Source organism: Spongiactinospora sp. 9N601, assembly GCF_044326295.1.
GTDB lineage: Bacteria > Actinomycetota > Actinomycetes > Streptosporangiales > Streptosporangiaceae > Spongiactinospora > Spongiactinospora gelatinilytica.
The window spans coordinates 81,952-101,950 of the sequence record NZ_JBIRBB010000005.1 but is presented as its reverse complement, the minus strand read 5'-3'; the positions used below and the strand labels follow the sequence as shown (position 1 = coordinate 101,950).

The following is a 19,999-nucleotide window of genomic DNA, read 5'->3' as shown; positions in this document are numbered from 1 at the left end:
TCGGTCCTCTGTCGTTTGACATATGGATTTTCACTAACGCCCACATTCGTGGGGTTGTGGCCCCTATATGCCTGCGAGTCATACTCAACCAGCACTGCTGCCCGAGGCGGGAGAGGTGGGGTTGTTGTCGGACGACGTTGTGACAGCCACGGATCTGGTCAAACAGTACCGGCGCATGGAACGCCGGGCTGTGGACGGCATCTCCTTCGAGATCTCACAGGGCGAGACCATCGGGCTGCTCGGACCCAACGGCGCGGGCAAGACCACCCTGATCAAGATGATCTGCGGAGTCACCGCGCCGACCTCTGGCCGGCTCGAACTCTTCGGTGTGGACCCCGTCCGGCAGCCGGTCGCCGCCAAGACCTCGATCGGGGCGATGCACCAGGTCGGCCCGTTCGACCTGATGCTCTCCGCGCTGGACAATCTCAAGATCGCGGCACGTTTCCGCGGCCTGCGCTGGCGCGAGGTCCGGCCCTGGGCCCTCGAACTGGTCGAGCACCTGGGCATCACCCCGGCCCTGTCCCGCCTCTGCTTCCAGCTCTCCGGCGGCCAGCGGCAGCGCTTCCAGCTCGTACGCGCGCTGCTCACCATCCCCCGGCTGCTGGTGCTCGACGAGCCGTCCGCCGGTCTCGACGTCGGCGGGCGCAGGCACGTCGAGCGGTTCGTGACCTGGCTGCGCGACGAGCACGGGGTGACCGTGCTGTGGACCAGCCACCACATCGACGAGCTGGAACGCAACTGCCAGCGGGTGATGGTGATCGACCAGGGCCGGGTGATGCGGTTCGCCAAGCCGCGCGAGCTGGTCGAGGAGTTCGGCACCAGGCACATGGTGGTGACCGTGGAGGACCCGGCGACCAGCGGGATCGTGGTCGCGTGGGCGGAGGCGGCCGGGCTGGTGGTCAAGGCCGAGGAGGCCGAGGTACGGATCGAGGGCGCGCAGGTGCAGGACGTCCTGCCCGGCCTGTCCGGCCACTGCCAGGAGCACGGCGTGGCGATCTCGGGGGTCTCCACCGCGACCGATTCGCTTGAGGAGGTCTTCCTCCGGATGACCGAGAACAAGGAGTGACGTGGCCGCCGCCCTGAGCTTCACCAACAAGCCCCCGGCGCCTCAGGGCCGGGTGTCCGACCTGTTCGCGGTGGTCTACCGCGAGTACGCGCTGCTGGCCCGCAACCGGGTCTACCTCATCGTCGGCCTGACCCCGATGCTCATCTACTTACTGCTGGTCAACACCTCGCTGAGCAATCTGGTGCAGCACGTCAACTATCGCGGCGCCAATGTGTCCTTCACCATCTTCCTGCTCCCGATGACGCTGGCCATGTCGGTGGTCAGCGCGGCCGGTACGGCGGGCATGGCGGTCTTCCAGGAGGAGGCCAGCGGCGTCGCCACCCAACTGTGGTCCTACCCGCTGCGCAGGTCCCGCTTCCTGCTCGGCAAGCTGATCGCCGGGGTCTCGCTGGTGATGGCGCAGACCCTGCTCGGCCTGGGCGTGGCGGCGCTGCTGTTCGACTTCCCGTTCACCGTGAGCGGCTGGATCGGCCTGCTGGTGATGCTGATCTTCGCCTCGCTCGCCTTCAACGGGCTCTACCTGGCCGCCGCGATCACCATCACCGACCATCAGGTCTTCATGGTGCTCTCCAACGTCTCGATCCCGGTACTCGTCTTCGCCGCCCCCTCGCTCTACACGATGGAGAGCATGCCGACCGTGATCCAGTGGATCGCGGTGGTGAACCCGCTGACGTACGCGATCAACGGCATGCGCGACGCCTCGCTCTTCGGGCTGGGCGCGACCTGGCAGCCCATGCTGGTGATGGCCGCGATGGCGGTCATCGGCTACACCATCGGCGGGCGCGCCCTGCTCAACCGGGCGCGCAACCTCTGATGCGCCGGATGGACATCGCGTGGCTTCCCACGCAGGCCGACGACGTCAAGGTACGGCTGCCCGGTACCGACCGGGCCAAGGCGCCGGCGCGGACGCTGGCGATGGCCCAGGGCGCGGCGGGCCGGGTGGGGATCACCCGGGTCGCCGACCTGACCTGGCTGGACACCATCGGCATACCGACCTATCAGGCGATCAGGCCGACGGCCCGGACGCTCGCCGTCTCCCAGGGCAAGGGGATCACCGCGGAACTGGCCAAGCTGTCGGCGATGATGGAGGCGATCGAGCTGTGGCACGCGGAACAGCCCCGCCCGCCCGCGCTGACCGCCCCGCCGCGCGAGGTCGCCGGTGAGCTGAGCTACGACCTGGGCGAGCTGCCGCAGGCCGACCCCAGCCTGCTGCACGAGGGCCTGCCGATGGAATGGGTCGCGGCCACCTCGCTGGCGGACGGCGAACCCACCCTGCTGCCCAAGGAACTGGTGACCGTCACCATGGACCGCGGCCCCGGCTGGCACCCGCCCGTCTTCGCGGTCTCCTCCAACGGCCTGGCCAGCGGCAACACCCTGGTGGAAGCGGTGCTGCACGCGCTGTACGAGGTGATCGAGCGGGACGCGGTGAGCCTCGCGCTGCGCGGCCGTGGCAAAGGCGTCAACGCCGATCCGGCCTCGCTCGGCTCGCCCGTCGTGGACCGGCTGTGCGAGCTGCTGGCGAAGGCCGGGGTCCGCCTGGAGGTCAGGCAGATGCCGTCGGCCACCGAACTGCCCTGCTTCCTGGCCGAGATCACCTGCGACGAGTACCCGATGAACTTCCGCGGCTTCGGCTGCCACCTGAGTTCGGAGATCGCGCTCACCCGGGCCGTCACCGAGGCCGCCCAGGCCCGGCTGGCCTACATCTCCGGCGCGCGGGACGACCTGCACGCCGACGCCTACGCCTCGATGGGCGAACGCCGCAAAAGGCCCGTGTCCCCGGAACCGGCCGAGCCCATCGCCCGCGTCACGGCGAACGCCGGCCTGCTCGACGACCTGCGCGACGTGGTCGGGCGCGCCACGGCCGCCTTCGGCCACGCGCCCCTGTTCACCGACCTGACCAGGGACGATCTCGGCGTGCCCGTGGCCAGGGTGGTGGCGCCTGGATGCCGCCTCGCCCCCGAGGAGTTCTGATGCGGACGGTCGTCTACACCGGTCCCACGCTCGCCCCCGCCCAGGTCACCGAGGCACTGCCCGGCGCGGCCGTACGCCCGCCGGTGGCCCGCGGCGACCTGCTGGGCGAACGCTGGAGCCCCGGCGACACCGCGGTGATCATCGACGGCTACTACCGCGAACGGCTCTCGGTCGGCCACAAGGAACTGCTCTGGCTGCTCGGCGAGGGGGTCACCGTCATCGGCGCGGCGAGCATGGGCGCGCTGCGGGCGGCCGAGCTGAGCCCGTACGGCATGCGCGGCGTCGGCGGCGTCTTCGACTCCTACGTCTCGGGCGAGATCGACGGTGACGACGAGGTCGCCATCGTGCACGGCCCCGCCGAGGTGGGCTACCCGGCGAGCACCGTGGCCATGGTCAACATCCGCCACGGCTGCCGGGAAGGGGCCAGGAGCGGCCGGATACCCGCCGAACTCGGGATGCGGATCGTGCGGACCGCCAAGGAGCGGCCCTTCTCCCACCGGACCTGGCCGGACCTGGCCCAGGCGCTCGGCGCCGACGCGCTTCCCGCCCTGCGCACGCTGGAGCGGATGATCGCCTCCGGCGAGTGGGACCGCAAACGGCTGGACGCGCTGGCGGCCCTGCGCGCCGTGGGCGAGCCGTGGCCGGGGACGCCCGCGGGCGGCTTCCGCTCGATGGGGACCGGCCCCGCCGAGGTGCTGCGGTGGCGGAGCCGGCGGGAGTACGCCCCCGGCCGGTGGATGTCCGACCTCGACGTGCTCGACGCCGCCCGGCTGTTCTGGGACGGCTATCCCAAGCTGCACGAGCGGGTGCTGACCGGGCTGCTCGCGGAGTTCGCCGGGGAACGCGGGCTCGCCGCCTACCTGGAAGCCAGGCTCGGCGTCGAGGAGGCGGTGCCGCCCGCGCTGGCCGGCCGGCTGACCGCGGCCGAACAGTCCGAACTCCCGGTGGCGGAGCAGTTCAAGCTGGTGATGCTGCGGGTCTGGCCGCTGTGGAAGTCCTTCGACTGGCGGCCCGCCGCGCTGGCCGCGCTGCGCGAGTCCGGCCGCTGGGAGGAGTGGTCGGACCTGGTCGCGCAGGCGGACGAGGCGGCGGAGCAGGCCATCGGCCGCGTGGTGGTGCCGCCGCCGGCGTACTGCGGGAGGCTGTTCCTGCGGCACTGGGGCGGCGGCCCGGTGGAGATGGCCAGGCGCGGCTTCACCGGCCTCGCCGATCTCGGGCAGACGGTCAGGAAGTACTTCGCGCTGGACGTACGGCGGCGATGACCTTCACCACCGAACTCGACAGCGCCGACCCGCACGCCTACTTCCACCGGATGCGCGAGCGGGAGCCGGTGGACCGGCGGGTGGACGCCTCCGGCCGGGCGTTTTGGTACCTGACCAGGTACGCCGACGTACGACGGGCGCTACAGGCCCCCGAACTGGGCCGCCAGCTCGACCGGCTGCCCGCGGAACTGGCCGAGGCGCACCGGCGCTGGGAACACGACACGCTGCCGATGTTCCGGCGCAACGTCTTCAACCTGGACCCGCCCGACCACACCAGGCTGCGGCGGCTGCTGGCGCCCGCGTTCAGCGCGCGCAGCATGGCGGCGCTGTCCAGGCGCGTCGATGAGTGCGTCGATGAACTGGTCACCGCCATGACCGGCGAATGCGACCTGATCAAGGCGCTGGCGCTGCCGCTGCCCATCCTGATCATGGCGGAGCTGATCGGCTTCCCCGCCGAGGACCGCGGCAGGCTCCGCGCCTGGAGCGACGCCATGCTGAGCGAGGACGTGCCGGCCGCGCGCCGGGCCGGGATGGAGTTCCTGGGCCACGTCAACCGCAGGATCGAGGATCGGCGCGCCGACCCGGGTGACGACCTGCTCTCGCAACTGACGGGGAGCACCGAGCTGAGCCGGGCGGAGCTGGTCTCCAGCGTGTTCCAGATGCTGTTCGCCGGGGACGAGACGACGGTCGGCCTGATCGGCATCGCCATGCTGGAACTGCTGCGCCACCCCGTCCAGCTCGCCCGGCTGCGGGCGGATCCCGGCCTGCTCGACTCCGCCATCGAGGAGGTACTGCGGTTCAACGGCCCGGTGGGGCACGCCAGGCCGCTGTACGCGCTGTCCGACATCCGTTTCGGCGACAAGGTGATCCCCCGCGGCGATGTGGTGGTGCCGTTGCTGCTGGCGGCCGGCCGCGATCCCGGGGCATTTCCCGATCCCGACGTCTTCGACATCGGCCGCAGCCCTAACCGGCATCTCGGCCTGGGCCACGGCGCGCACTTCTGCCTCGGCGCGGCGCTGGCCCGGATGCAGGCCAGGGCCGCGTTGGGCGCGCTGCTCGCCCGATTCGACCGGATCACCCTGGCGGTCGCGCCGGAGGCGGTGGAGTGGGCGCCGGGGCTGCTGGTCCGGGGCCTGCGTGGCCTGCCGTTGCGGCTGAGTACGCGTGGGGCTCTGAGTATGCCTGGGGCGGGGGCCGGGGCTGAGTAGCCTGCCTGCTCTGGTGGCCGGGAACGGCCGCGCGTAGCGTGCGGGACGCGCAGTCTCGCTCACCCCGGACGGATCAGAGTGGCACTACTGGACGAATCGAGCCCCACGAGTGCGCCACCGGCCGCCCTGCGGGTGGTCGTGGGGGAACAGGACCGAGAGACGCGCGCCAGGCTCAGGAGCGTGCTCCACATGGGCAACGGCATCTTCGTGCTGGGCGAGGCCACGGCCGTGCCCCGGCTGGACGAGCTGATCGTGCGGCACCGGCCGATGGTGGCGGTGGTCAACGCGGCGCTCAGGCAGGCGGACGACGTGGAGTTCGCGCTGGAGCTCGCGGCGCGGACCCTGGGAAGGACCCGCGTCGTCCTGGTCTCCGAGACGCTGGACGAGGATCTGCTGGGCCGGGCGTTACAGAGCGGTACGGGTGGCTTCGTCCACCGTGAGGCGCTGCTGCGGGAGATCGTCCCGGCGATCAGGCAGGTCGCGGCGGGGCTGACGTTCATCTCCAGCACGATGATCACCCGGCTGCGCGACCGGTTCCCCGCGGTGATCAACAGGGTCGGCCATCGGCTCACCCCGCTCACCAGGCGCGAGGCCGAGGTGCTCGCGCTGGTCGCGGCCGGCCTTTCCAACCTCCAGATCGCCGACAAGCTGGGTATCGGCGCTGGAACGGTCCGATCCCATCTGGCCCGGATCCTGGCCAAGCTGTCGGCGCGGAACCGGGCGCACGCGGTCGGCATCGCCTACGAGTCGGGCCTGCTCACCGTGGGGTCGTCGCACCGAAGGTGAGCGCCGGGTACTGCCGGCGGGCCTGGTCCGCGGTGAGCGGGGGAGCGGGTTCCCGGGCGAGCGCGTGGAACCTGGCCGCGCCGTCGAGTGGCGGGGCGGGGATCAGCGCCTGGGCGTGGAAGAGTTCGGCGGCGAGTTCCGCGCTGCCCAGCCTGGCCCTGGCCAGCCTGGCCCTGACCTTGCGCGCGTGCGCGCTCACCTCCGGCTCCGGCTCCGTCCCGTTGACGTGCCGATCGCGGGCGACCGCCATCCGCCAGGACGGCGCGGCCTCGGCCGCCAGGGCGGCCTGCAACCCCGGTCCCGCCCCCGCGCACCGCAGCTCCCTGTCCAGCCGCAGCGCGCCGAGCGCGGCGACCGACATGCCGTGCGAGTAGAGCGGGTTGACCGCGACCACCGCGTCCCCGATGGCCGCGAAGCCGGCGGGCAGCGCGGCCCGTTCGTAGTGGCGTCTGCGGTTGGCGGTGTCGCGGAAGGGACGGATCGGGCCTTCCGCGGTCGTCATGGCCAGCAGTTCCGCCACGATCGGATCGCGCAGCGAGCGGGCGAACGCCAGGAAACCCGCCTCGTCCAGCGGGGGCGCCGAGCCCTGGGTGCCGGTCAGGGTGGCCACCCACCGCCCGCCCTCCAGCGGCAGCAGGGTCGCGCCCCGGGGCAGGCCCGGCGTGGGGTGCAGCATGACGGCGGGCAGGTCGTCGAGGCCGGGCGGGGCCTGGCAGATCCTGGTGGCGTAGGCCAGGCCGGTGCTCACGGTGGTCTCCTCGATCGGCGGACCGCCGATCTCGGCCAGCCACCGGGGCGCCTGTGACCTGCGGCCGGTCGCGTCGACGACGAGGCCGGCCTCGATCGTCTCCGCGCCCGCCACCCTGACCCCCGTCACCCGCCTGGCGTCGCCGGTCAGCCCCAGCACCTGGACGCCCTGGCGAACCCGCACACCCGCGCGCCGCCGTACGACGTGGTCGAGGAGCCCGCGGGTGCAGGAGATGAAGTACGCCGCGCAGTCGAAGCGGTGGAACCAGCCGTCGCCGGACAGGATCAGTGAGTCCCCGGGCAGGCCGCGGCGGTGCGCGCCGTGGGCGTACAGCTCCTGGAGCGTGCCCGGCAGCAGCGTCTCCAGGGCCTCGGCGCCCCCGGTGACCAGGACGTGGCTGTGGTGGGACTGGGGAAGTCCCCGCCGGGGGCCCGGCGCTGCGGGGAAGTGGTCCCGCTCGACCACGACGACCTCGTCAACGTGCCTGGCGAGCACGGTGGCCGCCAGTACGCCGGCGAGGCCGCCACCCAGCACGACCGCCCTGTTCACTCTTCCAGCAGACCCTGCTGGACCATGCCCGCCAGAAACTCATCGACGTCCCGCATGATCCGCACGGTGACCAGGGCGTTGTCCCCGGCGAACTCCTCGGCCAGCCGGGTGATGATCTTCTCGCGCTCGCCCTCGCTCGCGATCAGCTCCCAGATCTTGGAACCCGACTCGTTCAGGCTGTGGAAGTCGCCGGTTTCCGTGTGGTACAGCGAGATGCCGTCGCCGGTCTCCTGCCAGATGATGCTGTCGCTGATCCGGAGTGACACACTCCACCTCTCCTTCTAGACGGGGGTGATGGGCAGCAGCTCGCCGACCCTGACCTTGACGGGCTCGGCCGTGGGACGGGTGTAGGTCTTCCAGTCCTCATAGACCGGATGCGTGGAGTCGTCGGAGACCAGCCGCGGCCTGGTCATCTCGTCGTTGTTCGAGGCCAGCGCGGCGGAGCCGATCCCGGTCCCCAGCCACAGGTGGGTGGTGACCCCGTGGCGCAGGATCCGGCAGTTGGGCCTGCTGTTGCGCCGCAGGTCCAGGCTTTCGGACATGTGGGTGGCCCGGCAGCCGCCGCCGCAGAACGGCTTGACGTAGCACTTGGCGCAGTCGGCGTGGTAGCCGCCGCCGCCGAAGACGGTGCTGCCCCGCATCTCGGAGAGGAACTCCCCCTCGAAGATCTCGCGCAGCGACCGGCGGCGGAGGTTGCCCGCGAAGTGCTCCTTGCCGGTGATGAGCTTGCACGGGTAGACGTCGCCGAGCGAGTTGACGTAGATCTCGTTGCCGCCCATCCCGCAGTTGGCGCGGACCGTGCACGAGGGCGTCGGCCGTGGCCCGTCGGGCCGCAGCTTGCCCAGGGCCGGCGAGGTCCACACCAGCTTCTGGATGCGCATGTGGTCGGCGAAGCCGAAGTCGTACTCGTCGTCGACCCCGCGGCCCAGGTTGTTGTGGTACATCAGCCGGATGTCGGCCACCTCGACGCCGTCCATGAAGGCCGCGAAGCCTTCCAGCTCGTCCACGTTCTCCGAGGTGACGATGTGGTTGATCACCGGCACCACGCCTTCGGCGTTGAGCAGCTTCAGCGCCCGGTGGGTCCGGTCGAACGCGCCCTTGCCCCGGGTGCGGTCGTGGGTCTCCGCGGTGCCGCCGTCGACGCTGATGGTGACCTGGTTGAACAGCTCGGCGAACCGCTTGGCCTGCTCCGGCTTTCTGATCATCGTGGCGTTGGTGACGATGTTCGACTTCATGCCGCTGCGGTTGGCGTGCTCGACGACCTGGAACAGGTCCTTCCTGATCATCGGCTCGCCGCCGGTGAAGATCATGTACTCGGCGCCGAGTTCCGCCGCCTGCGTCACCAGGTCCAGTGACTCCTGGGTGCTCAGCTCCCCGGGCAGGCACTTCTCCGAGGAGGCGTAGCAGTACGGGCACCTGAGGTTACAGCCGTCGGTGATCGCGTAGTAGACCTGCACGAGCGGGGCTTCCTCTGGCTGGATCCGCGGCCGTGGCCTGTCGTAGTAGACGATCCAGTTGAGTATGAGCTTGGCCAGCGCCCGTTCCGTCTCGGCCGTCTCGGGAAGCGGCTCGTTCACCCTGGTCAGCGTGCGCAGTACGGCGAACTCCTGCGGATTGAGCACGCATCGGCCGCCGATCTGCGGGTTGATGACCAGATAGGTTCCCTCGTGCGAGAAGTAGGTGAGGTCTTCCGGCACATCGAATAACGCGCGGTTTGCGGCCAGCTTGCCAGGCATGCCTACCCCTTCGGTTCGTGGGTGCGAACGCGGCGCCGAACGTCGCCGGCGCCGCGTCCGCGAGCCGTTCGGACTACACCGGGTCCTTGCCGCTGCCGGAACCGGACCAGATTCCACACCCGCAGGCCTGCGCGACGTCGAGGCCGTGCACCTCGACCTCGGGCCGGGACCAGCCGGCGGCCGACAGCGCCTGGGCGGGGAAACGCTCCTTCAGGCCGATGAGCAGGTTGACTTCTTCCTGGGTCATGGTGGCGAAGGCCTGCTCGGCCTCCTTGGCGAGCGGGCCGCTGATGATTCCGGCTTGACGCAGGGCTTCCTGCGGATTGAAGGCCATGTCTCCACCTCTCTGCTGGATGAGATGCGTTGCTGGTCGAGTATGGGCTGGCCACGCGAGGGCCACACAACCCCACAAACGTGGGCTAAAGGGGCACGAATGTGGGCTTGCCGACGCGTGTTCGCCGCCTCAGGCTGGTCGCAGAAACGACGTCGGATCTTCGCGATGGGACAGGCTGATGACCGGAACCGGATCAGGTGCATTCGACGCGCTGGACAGGCTGCGTGCGTCCGGGCATCCCGTCGATCTGCTGGACGAGCGGCAGCAGCGGGTCTTCGCCCAGCTCAACGAGGCCGAGGTGGACCTGCTCAACTCGATCAAGCAGCGGCTCGACGAGGTCGCGGGTGAGGTCGAAGGGCAGGAGCTCAAGCTCATATGAAGGCGGGGGACCGGCGCCCCACCAGGAGGAACGTCGCGGTCCTCTTCATCGACATCGTCGGGTCGACCGAACTGGCCGAGCGGCTGGACCCCGAACTGCTCCTGCAGATCCTGGAGCGCTACTACGACGCCTGCCGGACTGAGATCTTCCAGCGCGGCGGCGTGGTGGAGAAGTACATCGGCGACGCCATCATGGCCGTCTTCGGCGTCCCGGTCAGCCTTGAGGACGACGCGCTCCGCGCGGTGCTGGCCGCGGATCGGGCCATGGCGGCGGTGCACCGGCTGAGCGCGGAACTGGCCCCCACCCACGAGGTCAGCCTGGACGCCCACTGCGGGGTCGCCTTCGGCCAGGTCATGGTGGTGGAGAGCCCGGGGGCCGACGTACGGGTGATCGGCGACACGGTCAACACCGCGGCCCGGCTCCAGTCGGCGGCGGGTGACGGCGAGATCCTGCTGGGCGACGACGTGGCCAGGCTGGTACGCCGGCACGCGGTACTGGACGAGATCCCGCCCCTCAGCCTCAAGGGCAAGCGGGAGCCGGTACGGGCCTGGCGGCTGGTCAGCGTGGACCCCGAGCGCGGCGAGCCCGAGGCGGACACGATCCCGCTGATCGGCAGGGCGGCCGAACTGCGCCGGCTCACCGAGCTGCACCAACAGGTCGTCGCGGAACGGCGGTGCGGCATGGCCACCCTGCTGGGCGTACCGGGCATCGGCAAGTCCCGGCTGGTCAGGGAGTTCTTGCACAACCTGCCCGGCGAGGCGCGGGTGCTCACCGGGCGCTGCCCCGCCTACGGCGTCGGCGCGACCTACCGGCCCATCGCCGAGATGCTGGAACCGCTCGACCTCGACGAGGTGGTCGGGCCCGACTGCGCGGGCACCCTGCGCGGGCTGACCACCGGGATCGCCGAGATCGCGCAGGCCGTCCGCACCCTGTTCGAGGTGCTCGCCGAGCACCGGCCGCTGATCGTGGTGCTGGACGACCTCCAGTGGGCCGAGCCCACCCTGCTCGACCTGATCGAGGACTGCGCGGCCTGGCTGCGCGACGTTCCCGTGCTGCTCATCTGCGGCACCAGGCCCGAACTGTACGAAAGCCGTCCCGCCTGGGGCGGCAGCACGCCCCGCGCCATCTCCCTGGAGGTCGGGCCGCTCGGCCCGCCGGACACCGCCCGGCTCGTCGCCGAACTGTGCGCGGCCCGCGCCGACGTACTGGCCCACGACGAGGACGACGTACACCGGCGGGTGACCGCGGGCTGCGACGGCAACCCGCTCTTCGCCGAACTGATGCTGGAGACCGCCGCCGAAGGCGACGCCGCCCTGCCGCCGACCATCCAGGCGCTGCTCGGCGCCCGGCTCGACCGGCTGGACCGGCCGGAACGCGAGGTGCTGGAACGGGCGGCGACCGTGGGGCAGTCCTTCACCGCCGACCAGGTGGGCGCGCTGCTCGAAGCCGGGCTCCCGGCCACCGCCGGGCCGCTGCGCAGGCTCCAGCGCGAACGGCTGATCAGACGCGGCCCGCTCACCGGCTGCTACGAGTTCACCCAGACCCTCACCAGGGAGACCGTCTACGCGCTGACCAGCAAGGACCTGCGGGCCGGCTGGCATCGGCGGCTGGCCGACCTGCTCAGGGAGAGCCCCTTTCCCGGCGATGTCAGCCACCACCTGCTGACCGCCTGCCGCTTCACCAGGGAGGTACGGCCCGGCGACCCGCTGCTGCCCGAACTCACCGACCGGGCCGCCGCCTCGCTCATCGCCGACGGCGGCAAGGCCCTGCACCGCAAGGACCTGCCCGCCGCCATCGCGCTGCTGGAACGCGGCAGGGAGATGCTTCCCCCGGGCCGGGACGAACACCGCTCGCTGGCCGTACGGATCAGCGACGCCCACCTCGCCAGGGGCGCGAACGCCCAGGCCGCCGCCGCTCTGGACCGCGCGGCGGAACTGCTGCCCGGCGACCCGCGCAACGAGCTGACCTGCGCGATCCAGCGGGAGATCCTCGCGCTGCGCGCGGCCGGGCGGGCGCCGCTGCTGGAGCCGCTGCGCGCCCGGCTGGCCGGGGCCGGTGCCGACACGCTCAGTTGGTGCCGCTTCCGCCTGCTGGAGGCGCTGGTACACACCGAGAACGGCCGGTTCGGCACCGCGGAGCAGGCGCTGCGCGACGGGCTCGCCCTGGCCAGGGCGATGGGCGACCGCTACGAGGAGGACCGGCTGCTCGGCGGGCTGTGCGAACTTGTCCAGTGGTCGCCCACACCGGTGGACGAAGGTCTCGCGCTGTGCTCCGACCTGCTGGCCCGCTTCGCCGGCGACCGCACCCTGCTGGTCCCCGTCCTGCTCGCCAGGGCCAGGCTGCTCGCCCTCTCCGGCGACCTCGAACCCGCCCATCGGGCCCTCGACACCGCCGGACGGTACGCGGACGAACTCCACCTCCGCCTGTCGGCAATCGCGATCACGCAGGTCCGCGGCCTGGTGGAGTCCCTGAGCGGCGGGCACGAGCGGGCCCGCGAGCTGTTCGTCCGCGCCGGGGCGGCGCTGCGGGCCGCCGGGCACGGGCCTCCCGCCGCCACCCTCGCGGTGTACGCCGCACGGGAAAGCCTCCGGCTGGGCGAGGTACGGCGGGCCGAGGCCGAACTGGGCGCGGGGGCGGCGGGGCAGAGCCAGTTGCGCGGCGAGCTGACGGCGCAGGCCGTACGGGCCAGGATCGCCTCACTCGACGGCGACCACGGGCCGGCCCTTGCGGCGGCGGCCCATCTGGACGGCCTGCTCGCCGCCACCGACGACCCCTGCCTGCACGGCGACACCCTCTTCGAGATCGCCCAGATCCACCGCGCGGCGGGCCGCGACCCGGCCGCCGCGGCCGGCCGTGCCCTCGACGCCTACCTGAGCAAAGGCGCCGGCCTGCTGGTGCGCAGAGTCCGAGAGTGGGCGTCCGAGGCCGGATGCCCGCGAATGGAGTAACGGAACCGTGTCCATGACACCGACGAGCACGCCGCCGCCCTGGCGCAGGGAGGCGCGCGCACACTTTCCCGGAGTGCCCGCGTGGGGCCTGGCCACCACCCGGGAGGCTCCGGAGAGCTTCGACGTCAGCCCGCTCGCCGAGGTGACCAGGGAATGGGCCTGGGGCGGCTCGGACGGCTCGGGCGTGCGCGTGTGCGTGGTGGACACCGGAGTGGAAGGCTCCCACCCCCGGATCGGCGGCCTGGAACGGGCGGTCGAGGTCGTCCGCGAGCAGGACGGCGGGCTCGTCATGGCCGACTGCGAACCGGTCGATCCGACCGGGCACGGCACCGCGTGCGCCAGCGTGATCAGGTCGGTCGCCCCCGGCGTCTCGATCACCTCGGTCCGCGTCCTGACCGACGGCAAGGCGGGCACCGGCGACGCGCTCCTCGCCGGGCTGGCCTGGGCCATCGACGAGGGCTACGACCTGGTCAACCTGAGCCTGTCCACCACCAGGTCGGGCTTTCGCGAGGCGCTGCACGAACTGACCGACCGCGCGTACTTCCGCCGCTGCCTGCTGATCGCCGCCGCGCACAACATGCCCGTGCTCAGTTTCCCGTGGATGTTCTCCTCCGTCGTCTCGGTCGCCAGCCATGACGAGGCCGATTCGATGACCTACTACTACAACCCGGCTCCACCCGCCGAGTTCCACGCGCGCGGGGTCAAGGTGCCGGTCGCCTGGCCCGGCGGGCGCGAGATCCGAAGTACGGGCAACAGCTTCGCCGCACCCCACATCGCGGGCATCTGCGCGCTCATCCTGAGCAAGCACCCCTTCCTGACGCCCTTCCAGCTCAAGACGGTCCTCTACCTGGCAGCCGACAACACCACGAGACCCCACGGAGAGACACATGTCCGCTGACGACATCGACGGAACGGAACGCCGGCTGCTCCAGTCCATCGTCGAGGTGGCCCGGCACATGTTCGGCGCCGCGGCCTCCTCGATCTTCCTGGTCGATCCGGACACCGGCGACCTGGTCTTCGAGGCCGTCTCGGGCGAGGGCGAGAAGCAGCTCGTCGGCAGCCGCTTCCCGATGGGCACCGGGATCGCCGGCTGGGTGGCGGTCAGCGGCCAGCCGATGGTGGCCGACGACGTCTCCACGGTGAGCCAGTTCGCCCAGGACGCGGCGGAGTCCACCGGGTACGTGCCGCGCACCATCATGGCCGCGCCGTTGATCAGGTTCGAGGAGTGCGTCGGGGTGCTCGAAGTGCTCGACCGCACCGCCTCGCGCAGCGAACTCGACGACATGGAGATGCTCGGCCTGTTCGCCACCCAGGCGGCCTGCGGCCTCGAACTGCTGCTGCGCGTGCGCCGCAACCGCCAGCAGGCCGAGCACCCCGATCCGCGCGAGCTGCTGCGCCGGATCGGCGAACGGCTGCCGGGCCGGGCCGGGCGGCGGGACGCCGCGGTGGTACGGCTGCTCGCCATCGCCAGCGACCTGCTGGACCACTGATCTTCTCGTCCCGGGGCACTTCGCTCGAAACGGTATCGCGGAGCACAATGGCGATGGCGTGGCGAGCGAGCGGACGGCTTGAAGGGGCGACATGGGAGACAAGGGTGTCTGGCCGCTCGTCGGACGCTCGGCGGAGCTGCGCGCGCTCACCGACGCGGTGGCGCGGCCCGGCCTCGGCGGCGCGGTAGTGGTGGGCGCGGCGGGTTTGGGCAGGACCCGGCTGGCCAGGGAGGCGCTCGCCCGGCTGGCCGCGCTGGGCCACCCCACCTCCTGGGCGACGGGCAGCCGGTCGGCGGGGGTGATCCCGCTGGGCGCGCTGCTCCCGCTCGTCCCGCCGGGCGAGGCCGCGGCCGGGCGGGTCTTCGCCCGGCTCGTCGAACGGTTCGGCATGCCCGGGGGCGGACGCCCGGTGCTGGCGGTCGATGACACCCACCTGCTCGACAGCGCCTCCGCCGCCCTCGTCCACCACCTCGCCGTGCACACCAAGACCTTCGTGATCATCACGGTACGGCGGGGCCCGCACCCGCCCGACGTGGTCACCGCGCTGTGGAAGGAGGGCCTGGCGCTGCGGCTGGACCTGCGCCCGCTCGACGACGGCGAGATGGACCTGCTGCTGGAAGGCGGCCTGGGCGGTCCCGCCGACGTCGTCACCCGGCGTACGCTGCGCGGCCTGGCCGCGGGCAATCCGCTGGTGCTGCGCGAACTCGTCCAGGCCGGGCTGGACGGCGGCGGGCTGCGCCGCGGCGACGGGCCATGGCACCTGCACGGCCGGGTGCGGATCACCGCCAGGCTCGCCGATCTGGTCGAGGCACAGATGCAGGTGGACGATCCGGGCGTACTGGAGGTACTGGAAGTGCTCGCCTGCGCGGGACGGCTCGTCCAGCCCGCGCTCGAACGGCTCACCGGCCCCGCCGCGGTGGTGCGCGCGGAACGGCAGGGCCTGGTGGTGGTCGAGTCGTCGGGCGCGCGGCACCTGATCAGGCCGGCCATCCCGGCGTACGGCGAGGTGGTACGCGCGCGCATGCCACGGGCCAGGGCCAGGGCGATCTGGGCCCGGCTCGCCGAACACCTGGCCGCCACACCGCGCCGACGCGCCGACGACCCGCTTGACCTGGCCAGATGGCGGCGGCAGGCCGGGCTGGGCAGCACGGCGCAAGAACTCCTGGCCGCCGCCCGCCGCGCCGCGGAACGGATGGAGCTCCAGGACGCCGAGCACTTCGCCACCGCCGCCCGCACGGCGGGCGGCGGCGTCGACGCGGACCTGACCCTGACCGAGGCCCTGGTGGCCCAGGGCCGCTACACCGCCGCCGCCACCACCCTCCCCGCCCCCGAAACCTGCGTCACCCCCACCCACGCCGGCCGCCAGGCGACCCTGCGCGAACGCATCTCCTACTGGCACCACCCCCTCTCCTTGGCGGAAGAGCGGCCCGTGGAGGGGGCGCGAGTGTGGGGGATGGTACTGGACGGGCAGGTCAGGCGGGCGCTGGACATCGGGGCCGCGCTGTTGGACCGGCCGGGGGCGGCGCTGCCTGCGGGGACGACGGTCTGGGCGGCTTCCGCGGTGACCTTTGCCGCCGGGATGCGTGGCGATGCCGAGCTGGTGGAGCGGGCGAGCCGGGCCGGGCGGGAGACCGCCATGGCGCATCGGCGGGAGCTGCCGTGGGGGCAGGCGCAGGTGGACGCGGCCAGGTGCTTGGCGTTGCTGCTGGGCGGCGCGCTCACGGAGGCGGCCGAGGTGGCGGAGGACGGGTACCGCGAGGCGGCGGCGGCCCGGCCGGCTCCCGTCGTCGGGCTGTGGGCGGCGGTGCGCGGCGTCGTGGCCAAGGCCCAGGGCCGGGTACGGCCCGCGCAGGAGGACCTGCGGGAGGCGGTGGTACTGCTCGACGAGTATGATCCACTCCGATTACGCCGCGTCCACCTTGCCGAACTCGCCGGAGCGCACGCCATGGCGGGCGAGACCGGGAAGGCGGACCAGTGGCTCGGCCGGATGGCCGGCGCGCCCGAGCCGCCCGGCGCGCTGCTCGCCTGCTGGATCGAACGGAACCGGGCCTGGGCCCTGGCCGCCGCGCTCGACCTGCCCGGCGCCGTCGCCGTCGCGGGCAAGGCCGCCCAGGCCGCGCGCGCAGCGGGCGCGCCGCTGATCGAGGCGCAGGCTTTGTGCGACATGGCCAGGTTCGGGGCGGCGAAACAGGTACGCGACCGGCTGCGGCAGTTGGCGGAAGAGACCGGCGGACAGACGGCCGCCGCCTTCGCCGCCGTCTGCGCCGCGCTGGCCGACGACGACGCCCCCGCCCTGGCCGAAGCGGCGCAGACGCTACGCGCGCTCGGCCATCTCCTGCTCGCGGCGGAGGCCGCGGCCACCGCCCACCGCCTGCACGCCGCCGCCGGTCAACGCACGGCGGCCAAACGCGCCCTGGTACTGGCCCGCGAGTTACAGGACGAGTGCGGCGGCGCCCGCACCCCGCTGACCGACCTGACCGGAAGCCAGGCCACGCTGACCCCGCGCGAATTACAGGTCGCCAAACTGATCGCGGCGGGCCTGTCCGGCCGCGCCGTGGCGGCCCGGCTGGGCCTGTCCTTACGCACGGTCAACAACCACCTGGGCCGGGTGTACGCCAAGCTCGGAGTCTCCGGCCGGAACGCTCTTGAACGGGTGTTCGGCGGTGACTAGGTCAGTTCGGCGAGGGCGCGCAGGGTGACGCCGATGCCGACGAGCAGGATCAGGGCGGCGGTCATCACGGCGCTGTAGGGGCGCAGCCGGTGCAGGCGTGTGGTGACCGTGAGGTGGCCCAGGCGGCGCAGGGCGAGCGCGGCGGTGAGCAGGGTGGCGGCCATGCCGGCCCCGTAGCAGACGACGGTCACCACACCGAACCAGGTACGTCCGAGCGCCATCGCGCCCAGCAGCACCACGAGGGCGGAAGGGCTGGGCACCAGCCCACCGGCCACCGCCAAGGCCACCACCCCACCGGACCGCCGCTCATGCCCGTGCCCGTGCCCGTGCCCGTGCCCGTGGCCATGCCCGTGCCCGTGCCCGTGCCCGTGCCCGTGGCCGTGGCCGTGGCCGTGGCCATGGTCGCGTAGGGCGGCGCGGAGGAGGTTCGCGCCGATCAGGGCCATGATGAGGCCGCCGGCCGTGCCCAGCCAGCCCAGCACCACTTCCCCCGCCAGCGAGGTGGTGACCGTGACGAGCGTCCCGAGGATCAGTACTCCGGCGGTGTGCGTGGCGGTGACCGTCATCGCGACGGTGGCCGCGTCACGCAGCCGGCTGCGCCGTCCGGCCAGGTAGGCGGCCATCACGGTCTTGCCGTGCCCGGGCAGCGCGGCGTGCGCGGCGCCGAGCAGCAGCGACAGCAGCAGGGCCAGCAGCCCGACCGGTACCGTCAGCCGGTTCGCGCCGACCAGCGCGTTGAGCCGCTCGGCCAGCGCCCCGGTGGCGCGGGTGATGACGTCCGCGCCGGGGACGCTCACCGCCGCGCCGGTCTCGCCGCCGCCCGGCTCGACGGTGACCTCGGCCCGCCGGACGTCGAGCGGTGAGTTGAGCAGGTCGGCGGGATAGGTGCGCAACCGGCCCGACCGGCTGGCGGACGGCACGCTGGAGGCGCTGATGCGTACGCCGTGACCGCCTGCGGTGATCTCCCGCCACCCCGGGGCCCCGGTCTCGTGGACGTTGGCGAAGGTCAGCGTGCGACGCCGGTCGATCCGCAGCGGAGCGGTGAGGCGGCAGGTCAGCCTGCTGGTACGCAGCCCGGCCGCGCCCGGCTGGTAGGCGAACGACGCGCCGGCGACCTGCCAGGCGAGGGCGCGCCCGTCCACCTCGGCCCGGATGTCGTCGCGCAGCCGGGCGCAGGCCCCCCGGGCGTACCGGCCGTGATCGCCGGGCACGGACCGTTGCAGGGTCGGGATCTCGGCGCTGTCCACGATGGCGACGTCCTCGATCCGGTCGGGCCGCACCGTCAGCCCGTCGAAGTGGTTGACGCTGAAGTCGCCCAGCGGGTGCGCGGCCAGCACGGCGGCCATCACCACGGCGATCATGCTCCCGCCTCCAGTAGCGCCGGGGCGTCGTGTTGGTGGTGGGCGTGGCGGACCCGGTGGTGCAGCGGCACGGCGGTGATCCGCGCGCCGATGCCGCGGATGTACGGGTCGCCCAGCGGGTGCGCGGCCGGCAGGGCGGCCATCACCACGGCGATCATGCTCCCGCCTCCAGTAGCGCCCGGGCGCGTTCGGCCCCGGCCGGTGAGAAGTACGGATTGCGGGACAATGCCCGGCTCAGGTGGTCCCGTGCGGCGGTGGTGTGGCCGAGGGCGTGTTCGATCGCGCCCCGGTGGTAGGAGAACGTCGCGTTGTGCCCGCCGAGGCGGGCGGCGTGGGCGGCGTAGCCGGCGGCCTCGGCCTCGCGCCCGGTACGGTGCAGGGCCCAGGCCAGGGCGTCGGCGACCTCCACGCTCGCGCGGCGTTTCCATTCCGCGCGCAGGTGCCGGACCGCGGCTTCCGCGTTGCCGTGGTCGGCGTGGAACCGGCCGAGCGCGAGGTCGTCGGCGGCCCCCTCCGCCGCGAGCAACCGGTGCTGCGCGGCGAAGACGGCGTACTGCCGCCGCGCCTCGGCCTTGCGGCCGAGATGTTCGAGCAGTTCGGCGTACTCCACGACATAGGACGGCGCGCGGGCGACGGCGGCGGCGTAGCCGCGCAGCGCCTCGCCGGTACGGCCGAGCGCGGCCTCGGCCCGGGCCTTGCCCGCCAGCGAGGGCGCGTGCCCCGGCTCGGCGGCCAGCGCCTCCGCGTAGGCGGCGAGCGCGCCCTCCGGGTCGCCGTCACTCCAGGCCAGCTCGCCGAGCTGCCACAGGCAGAAGGCGTACTCGGCGGGCTCCCCGGCGATGGCACGGGCGCGGTCCAGCAGCCGCCGGGCCGCGCCGGTCCGGCCGCGCAGTGCTTCCAGCCGGGCCGCCCTGGTGAAGGAGTCCAGGTCGGGATGGCCCCGCAGCATGTGCCGCAGGGCCTGCTCGGCCCGGTCGTAGTCGCCGAGTTCGAGGTAGGCGTCGGTGAGCACGCCGTACGCCGCCCAGCGGTACGGCGCCGCCCGGCGGGCCCGCTCGCCCCAGCTCACCGCGCCGGCGAAGTCGTGCCGGGCGTTGGCCAGCGCGCCCATCCCGATCATCGCGTCGATGTGCGGCAGCCCGTCGCCCGTGGGCAGCCCCAGGGAACGCCGGAAGGCGCCCTCCGCCTTGCCGTAGTAGGCGATGTCGGACGTACGGCGGGCCTGCTCCAGGCAGAACCGGCCGAGGGACGCCCAGGCCGCCGCGTCGCCGGGACGGCGGCGCAGGTACTCCTGGGCGGCCTCGATCGAACCGGTCAGATCGTACGGCGACCGCCCCGCCTGCCCGGCCGGCGGCTCGCCCCGGCGCAGTACGCCCCCGGGTGCGAACAGGACCAGCAGCGCGCAACCCAGCAGCGCGCATGTCAGCAGGGGCAGCGATCTCCGCAGGTGAATCATCTGCTCGGGTGTCCTCGTCGATGCTCGGAGCGGG

The 19,999-nt window shown here is 72.7% G+C and carries 18 protein-coding genes; 11 read left to right on the top strand and 7 right to left on the bottom strand.

Annotated elements, in window-relative coordinates; genetic code table 11:
* The first annotated feature begins 175 nt into the window (after positions 1–175).
* From ACH34R_RS12795 to ACH34R_RS12770, 6 genes are all read left to right on the top strand, one after another.
* On the top strand, positions 176–1,066 hold the full coding sequence (locus ACH34R_RS12795) for an ABC transporter ATP-binding protein (protein ID WP_397561594.1): 891 nt from the start codon (positions 176–178) through the stop codon (positions 1,064–1,066).
* Position 1,067: 1 nt separating this feature from the next.
* Complete coding sequence (locus ACH34R_RS12790) at positions 1,068–1,880, top strand: ABC transporter permease (protein ID WP_397561593.1); 813 nt, start codon at positions 1,068–1,070, stop codon at positions 1,878–1,880.
* Positions 1,881–1,888: 8 nt separating this feature from the next.
* A complete protein-coding gene (locus ACH34R_RS12785) occupies positions 1,889–3,037 on the top strand; it encodes a YcaO-like family protein (protein ID WP_397561592.1) in 1,149 nt (382 codons plus the stop codon).
* Positions 3,037–4,299, top strand: coding sequence for a TfuA-like protein (locus ACH34R_RS12780; RefSeq protein WP_397561591.1), 1,263 nt, complete (start codon positions 3,037–3,039; stop codon positions 4,297–4,299). The genes ACH34R_RS12785 and ACH34R_RS12780 overlap by 1 nt, the downstream gene beginning before the upstream one ends.
* Complete coding sequence (locus ACH34R_RS12775) at positions 4,296–5,507, top strand: cytochrome P450 (protein WP_397561590.1); 1,212 nt, start codon at positions 4,296–4,298, stop codon at positions 5,505–5,507. The genes ACH34R_RS12780 and ACH34R_RS12775 overlap by 4 nt, the downstream gene beginning before the upstream one ends.
* A 78-nt stretch (positions 5,508–5,585) precedes the next feature.
* The gene (locus ACH34R_RS12770; RefSeq protein WP_397561589.1) at positions 5,586–6,293 is read left to right on the top strand and encodes a DNA-binding response regulator; all 708 of its coding nucleotides are present in this window, start codon (positions 5,586–5,588) and stop codon (positions 6,291–6,293) included.
* Here the strand turns inward: ACH34R_RS12770 and ACH34R_RS12765 are convergent.
* The 4 genes from ACH34R_RS12765 to ACH34R_RS12750 form a co-directional block, all read right to left on the bottom strand.
* Positions 6,265–7,590, bottom strand: a complete 1,326-nt coding sequence (locus tag ACH34R_RS12765; protein WP_397561588.1) for an NAD(P)/FAD-dependent oxidoreductase — start codon at positions 7,588–7,590, stop codon at positions 6,265–6,267. The genes ACH34R_RS12770 and ACH34R_RS12765 overlap by 29 nt on opposite strands.
* Positions 7,587–7,856: a PqqD family protein gene (locus ACH34R_RS12760; RefSeq protein ID WP_397561587.1), complete on the bottom strand. Its 270-nt coding sequence runs from the start codon at positions 7,854–7,856 to the stop codon at positions 7,587–7,589. The genes ACH34R_RS12765 and ACH34R_RS12760 overlap by 4 nt, the downstream gene beginning before the upstream one ends.
* A 15-nt stretch (positions 7,857–7,871) precedes the next feature.
* On the bottom strand, positions 7,872–9,326 hold the full coding sequence (stsB, locus tag ACH34R_RS12755) for a StsB family radical SAM/SPASM domain sactipeptide maturase (protein WP_397561586.1): 1,455 nt from the start codon (positions 9,324–9,326) through the stop codon (positions 7,872–7,874).
* 73 nt (positions 9,327–9,399) lie between these two features.
* Positions 9,400–9,660: a StsA-related sactipeptide RiPP gene (locus tag ACH34R_RS12750; RefSeq protein ID WP_111167558.1), complete on the bottom strand. Its 261-nt coding sequence runs from the start codon at positions 9,658–9,660 to the stop codon at positions 9,400–9,402.
* Positions 9,661–9,838: 178 nt separating this feature from the next.
* On the opposite strand from ACH34R_RS12750, the gene ACH34R_RS12745 reads away from it, so the two are divergent.
* The 5 genes from ACH34R_RS12745 (at position 9,839) to ACH34R_RS12725 (ending at position 17,148) form a co-directional block, all read left to right on the top strand.
* Complete coding sequence (locus ACH34R_RS12745; protein ID WP_111167557.1) at positions 9,839–10,039, top strand: aroma-sacti cluster domain-containing protein; 201 nt, start codon at positions 9,839–9,841, stop codon at positions 10,037–10,039.
* Positions 10,036–12,987 carry an AAA family ATPase gene (locus ACH34R_RS12740; RefSeq protein WP_397561585.1) on the top strand — a complete coding sequence of 984 codons (2,952 nt, stop codon included), beginning with the start codon at positions 10,036–10,038 and terminating at the stop codon, positions 12,985–12,987. The genes ACH34R_RS12745 and ACH34R_RS12740 overlap by 4 nt, the downstream gene beginning before the upstream one ends.
* Positions 12,988–13,000: 13 nt before the next feature.
* Positions 13,001–13,885 carry a S8 family serine peptidase gene (locus ACH34R_RS12735; protein ID WP_397561983.1) on the top strand — a complete coding sequence of 295 codons (885 nt, stop codon included), beginning with the start codon at positions 13,001–13,003 and terminating at the stop codon, positions 13,883–13,885.
* Positions 13,875–14,477 (top strand): GAF domain-containing protein, encoded by a 603-nt coding sequence (locus ACH34R_RS12730; protein WP_397561584.1) that lies wholly within the window; start codon positions 13,875–13,877, stop codon positions 14,475–14,477. Before ACH34R_RS12735 ends, ACH34R_RS12730 begins: the two co-directional genes overlap by 11 nt.
* A 91-nt stretch (positions 14,478–14,568) precedes the next feature.
* On the top strand, positions 14,569–17,148 hold the full coding sequence (locus ACH34R_RS12725; protein WP_397561583.1) for a LuxR C-terminal-related transcriptional regulator: 2,580 nt from the start codon (positions 14,569–14,571) through the stop codon (positions 17,146–17,148).
* Here ACH34R_RS12725 and ACH34R_RS12720 read toward each other — a convergent pair.
* From ACH34R_RS12720 to ACH34R_RS12710, 3 genes are read right to left on the bottom strand one after another with little or no spacing between them, the layout of a single operon-like run.
* Positions 17,145–18,509 carry a High-affinity nickel-transporter gene (locus ACH34R_RS12720; RefSeq protein ID WP_397561582.1) on the bottom strand — a complete coding sequence of 455 codons (1,365 nt, stop codon included), beginning with the start codon at positions 18,507–18,509 and terminating at the stop codon, positions 17,145–17,147. The genes ACH34R_RS12725 and ACH34R_RS12720 overlap by 4 nt on opposite strands.
* On the bottom strand, positions 18,506–18,667 hold the full coding sequence (locus tag ACH34R_RS12715; RefSeq protein ID WP_397561581.1) for a hypothetical protein: 162 nt from the start codon (positions 18,665–18,667) through the stop codon (positions 18,506–18,508). The genes ACH34R_RS12720 and ACH34R_RS12715 overlap by 4 nt, the downstream gene beginning before the upstream one ends.
* Positions 18,664–19,965 (bottom strand): tetratricopeptide repeat protein, encoded by a 1,302-nt coding sequence (locus ACH34R_RS12710; RefSeq protein ID WP_397561580.1) that lies wholly within the window; start codon positions 19,963–19,965, stop codon positions 18,664–18,666. The genes ACH34R_RS12715 and ACH34R_RS12710 overlap by 4 nt, the downstream gene beginning before the upstream one ends.
* Positions 19,966–19,999 lie beyond the last annotated feature (34 nt).

Bases quoted from the DNA above. Each gene is read 5' to 3' on its own strand.
- ACH34R_RS12795 (WP_397561594.1), top strand. From the start codon at position 176: ATGGAACGCCGGGCTGTGGACGGCATCTCCTTCGAGATCTCACAGGGC.
- ACH34R_RS12785 (WP_397561592.1), top strand. From the start codon at position 1,889: ATGGACATCGCGTGGCTTCCCACGCAGGCCGACGACGTCAAGGTACGG.
- ACH34R_RS12780 (WP_397561591.1), top strand. From the start codon at position 3,037: ATGCGGACGGTCGTCTACACCGGTCCCACGCTCGCCCCCGCCCAGGTC.
- ACH34R_RS12775 (WP_397561590.1), top strand. From the start codon at position 4,296: ATGACCTTCACCACCGAACTCGACAGCGCCGACCCGCACGCCTACTTC.
- stsB (WP_397561586.1), bottom strand. From the start codon at position 9,326: ATGCCTGGCAAGCTGGCCGCAAACCGCGCGTTATTCGATGTGCCGGAA.
- ACH34R_RS12750 (WP_111167558.1), bottom strand. From the start codon at position 9,660: ATGGCCTTCAATCCGCAGGAAGCCCTGCGTCAAGCCGGAATCATCAGC.
- ACH34R_RS12745 (WP_111167557.1), top strand. From the start codon at position 9,839: ATGACCGGAACCGGATCAGGTGCATTCGACGCGCTGGACAGGCTGCGT.
- ACH34R_RS12740 (WP_397561585.1), top strand. From the start codon at position 10,036: ATGAAGGCGGGGGACCGGCGCCCCACCAGGAGGAACGTCGCGGTCCTC.
- ACH34R_RS12735 (WP_397561983.1), top strand. From the start codon at position 13,001: ATGACACCGACGAGCACGCCGCCGCCCTGGCGCAGGGAGGCGCGCGCA.
- ACH34R_RS12730 (WP_397561584.1), top strand. From the start codon at position 13,875: ATGTCCGCTGACGACATCGACGGAACGGAACGCCGGCTGCTCCAGTCC.
- ACH34R_RS12725 (WP_397561583.1), top strand. From the start codon at position 14,569: ATGGGAGACAAGGGTGTCTGGCCGCTCGTCGGACGCTCGGCGGAGCTG.
- ACH34R_RS12720 (WP_397561582.1), bottom strand. From the start codon at position 18,509: ATGATCGCCGTGGTGATGGCCGCCGTGCTGGCCGCGCACCCGCTGGGC.
- ACH34R_RS12715 (WP_397561581.1), bottom strand. From the start codon at position 18,667: ATGATCGCCGTGGTGATGGCCGCCCTGCCGGCCGCGCACCCGCTGGGC.
- ACH34R_RS12710 (WP_397561580.1), bottom strand. From the start codon at position 19,965: ATGATTCACCTGCGGAGATCGCTGCCCCTGCTGACATGCGCGCTGCTG.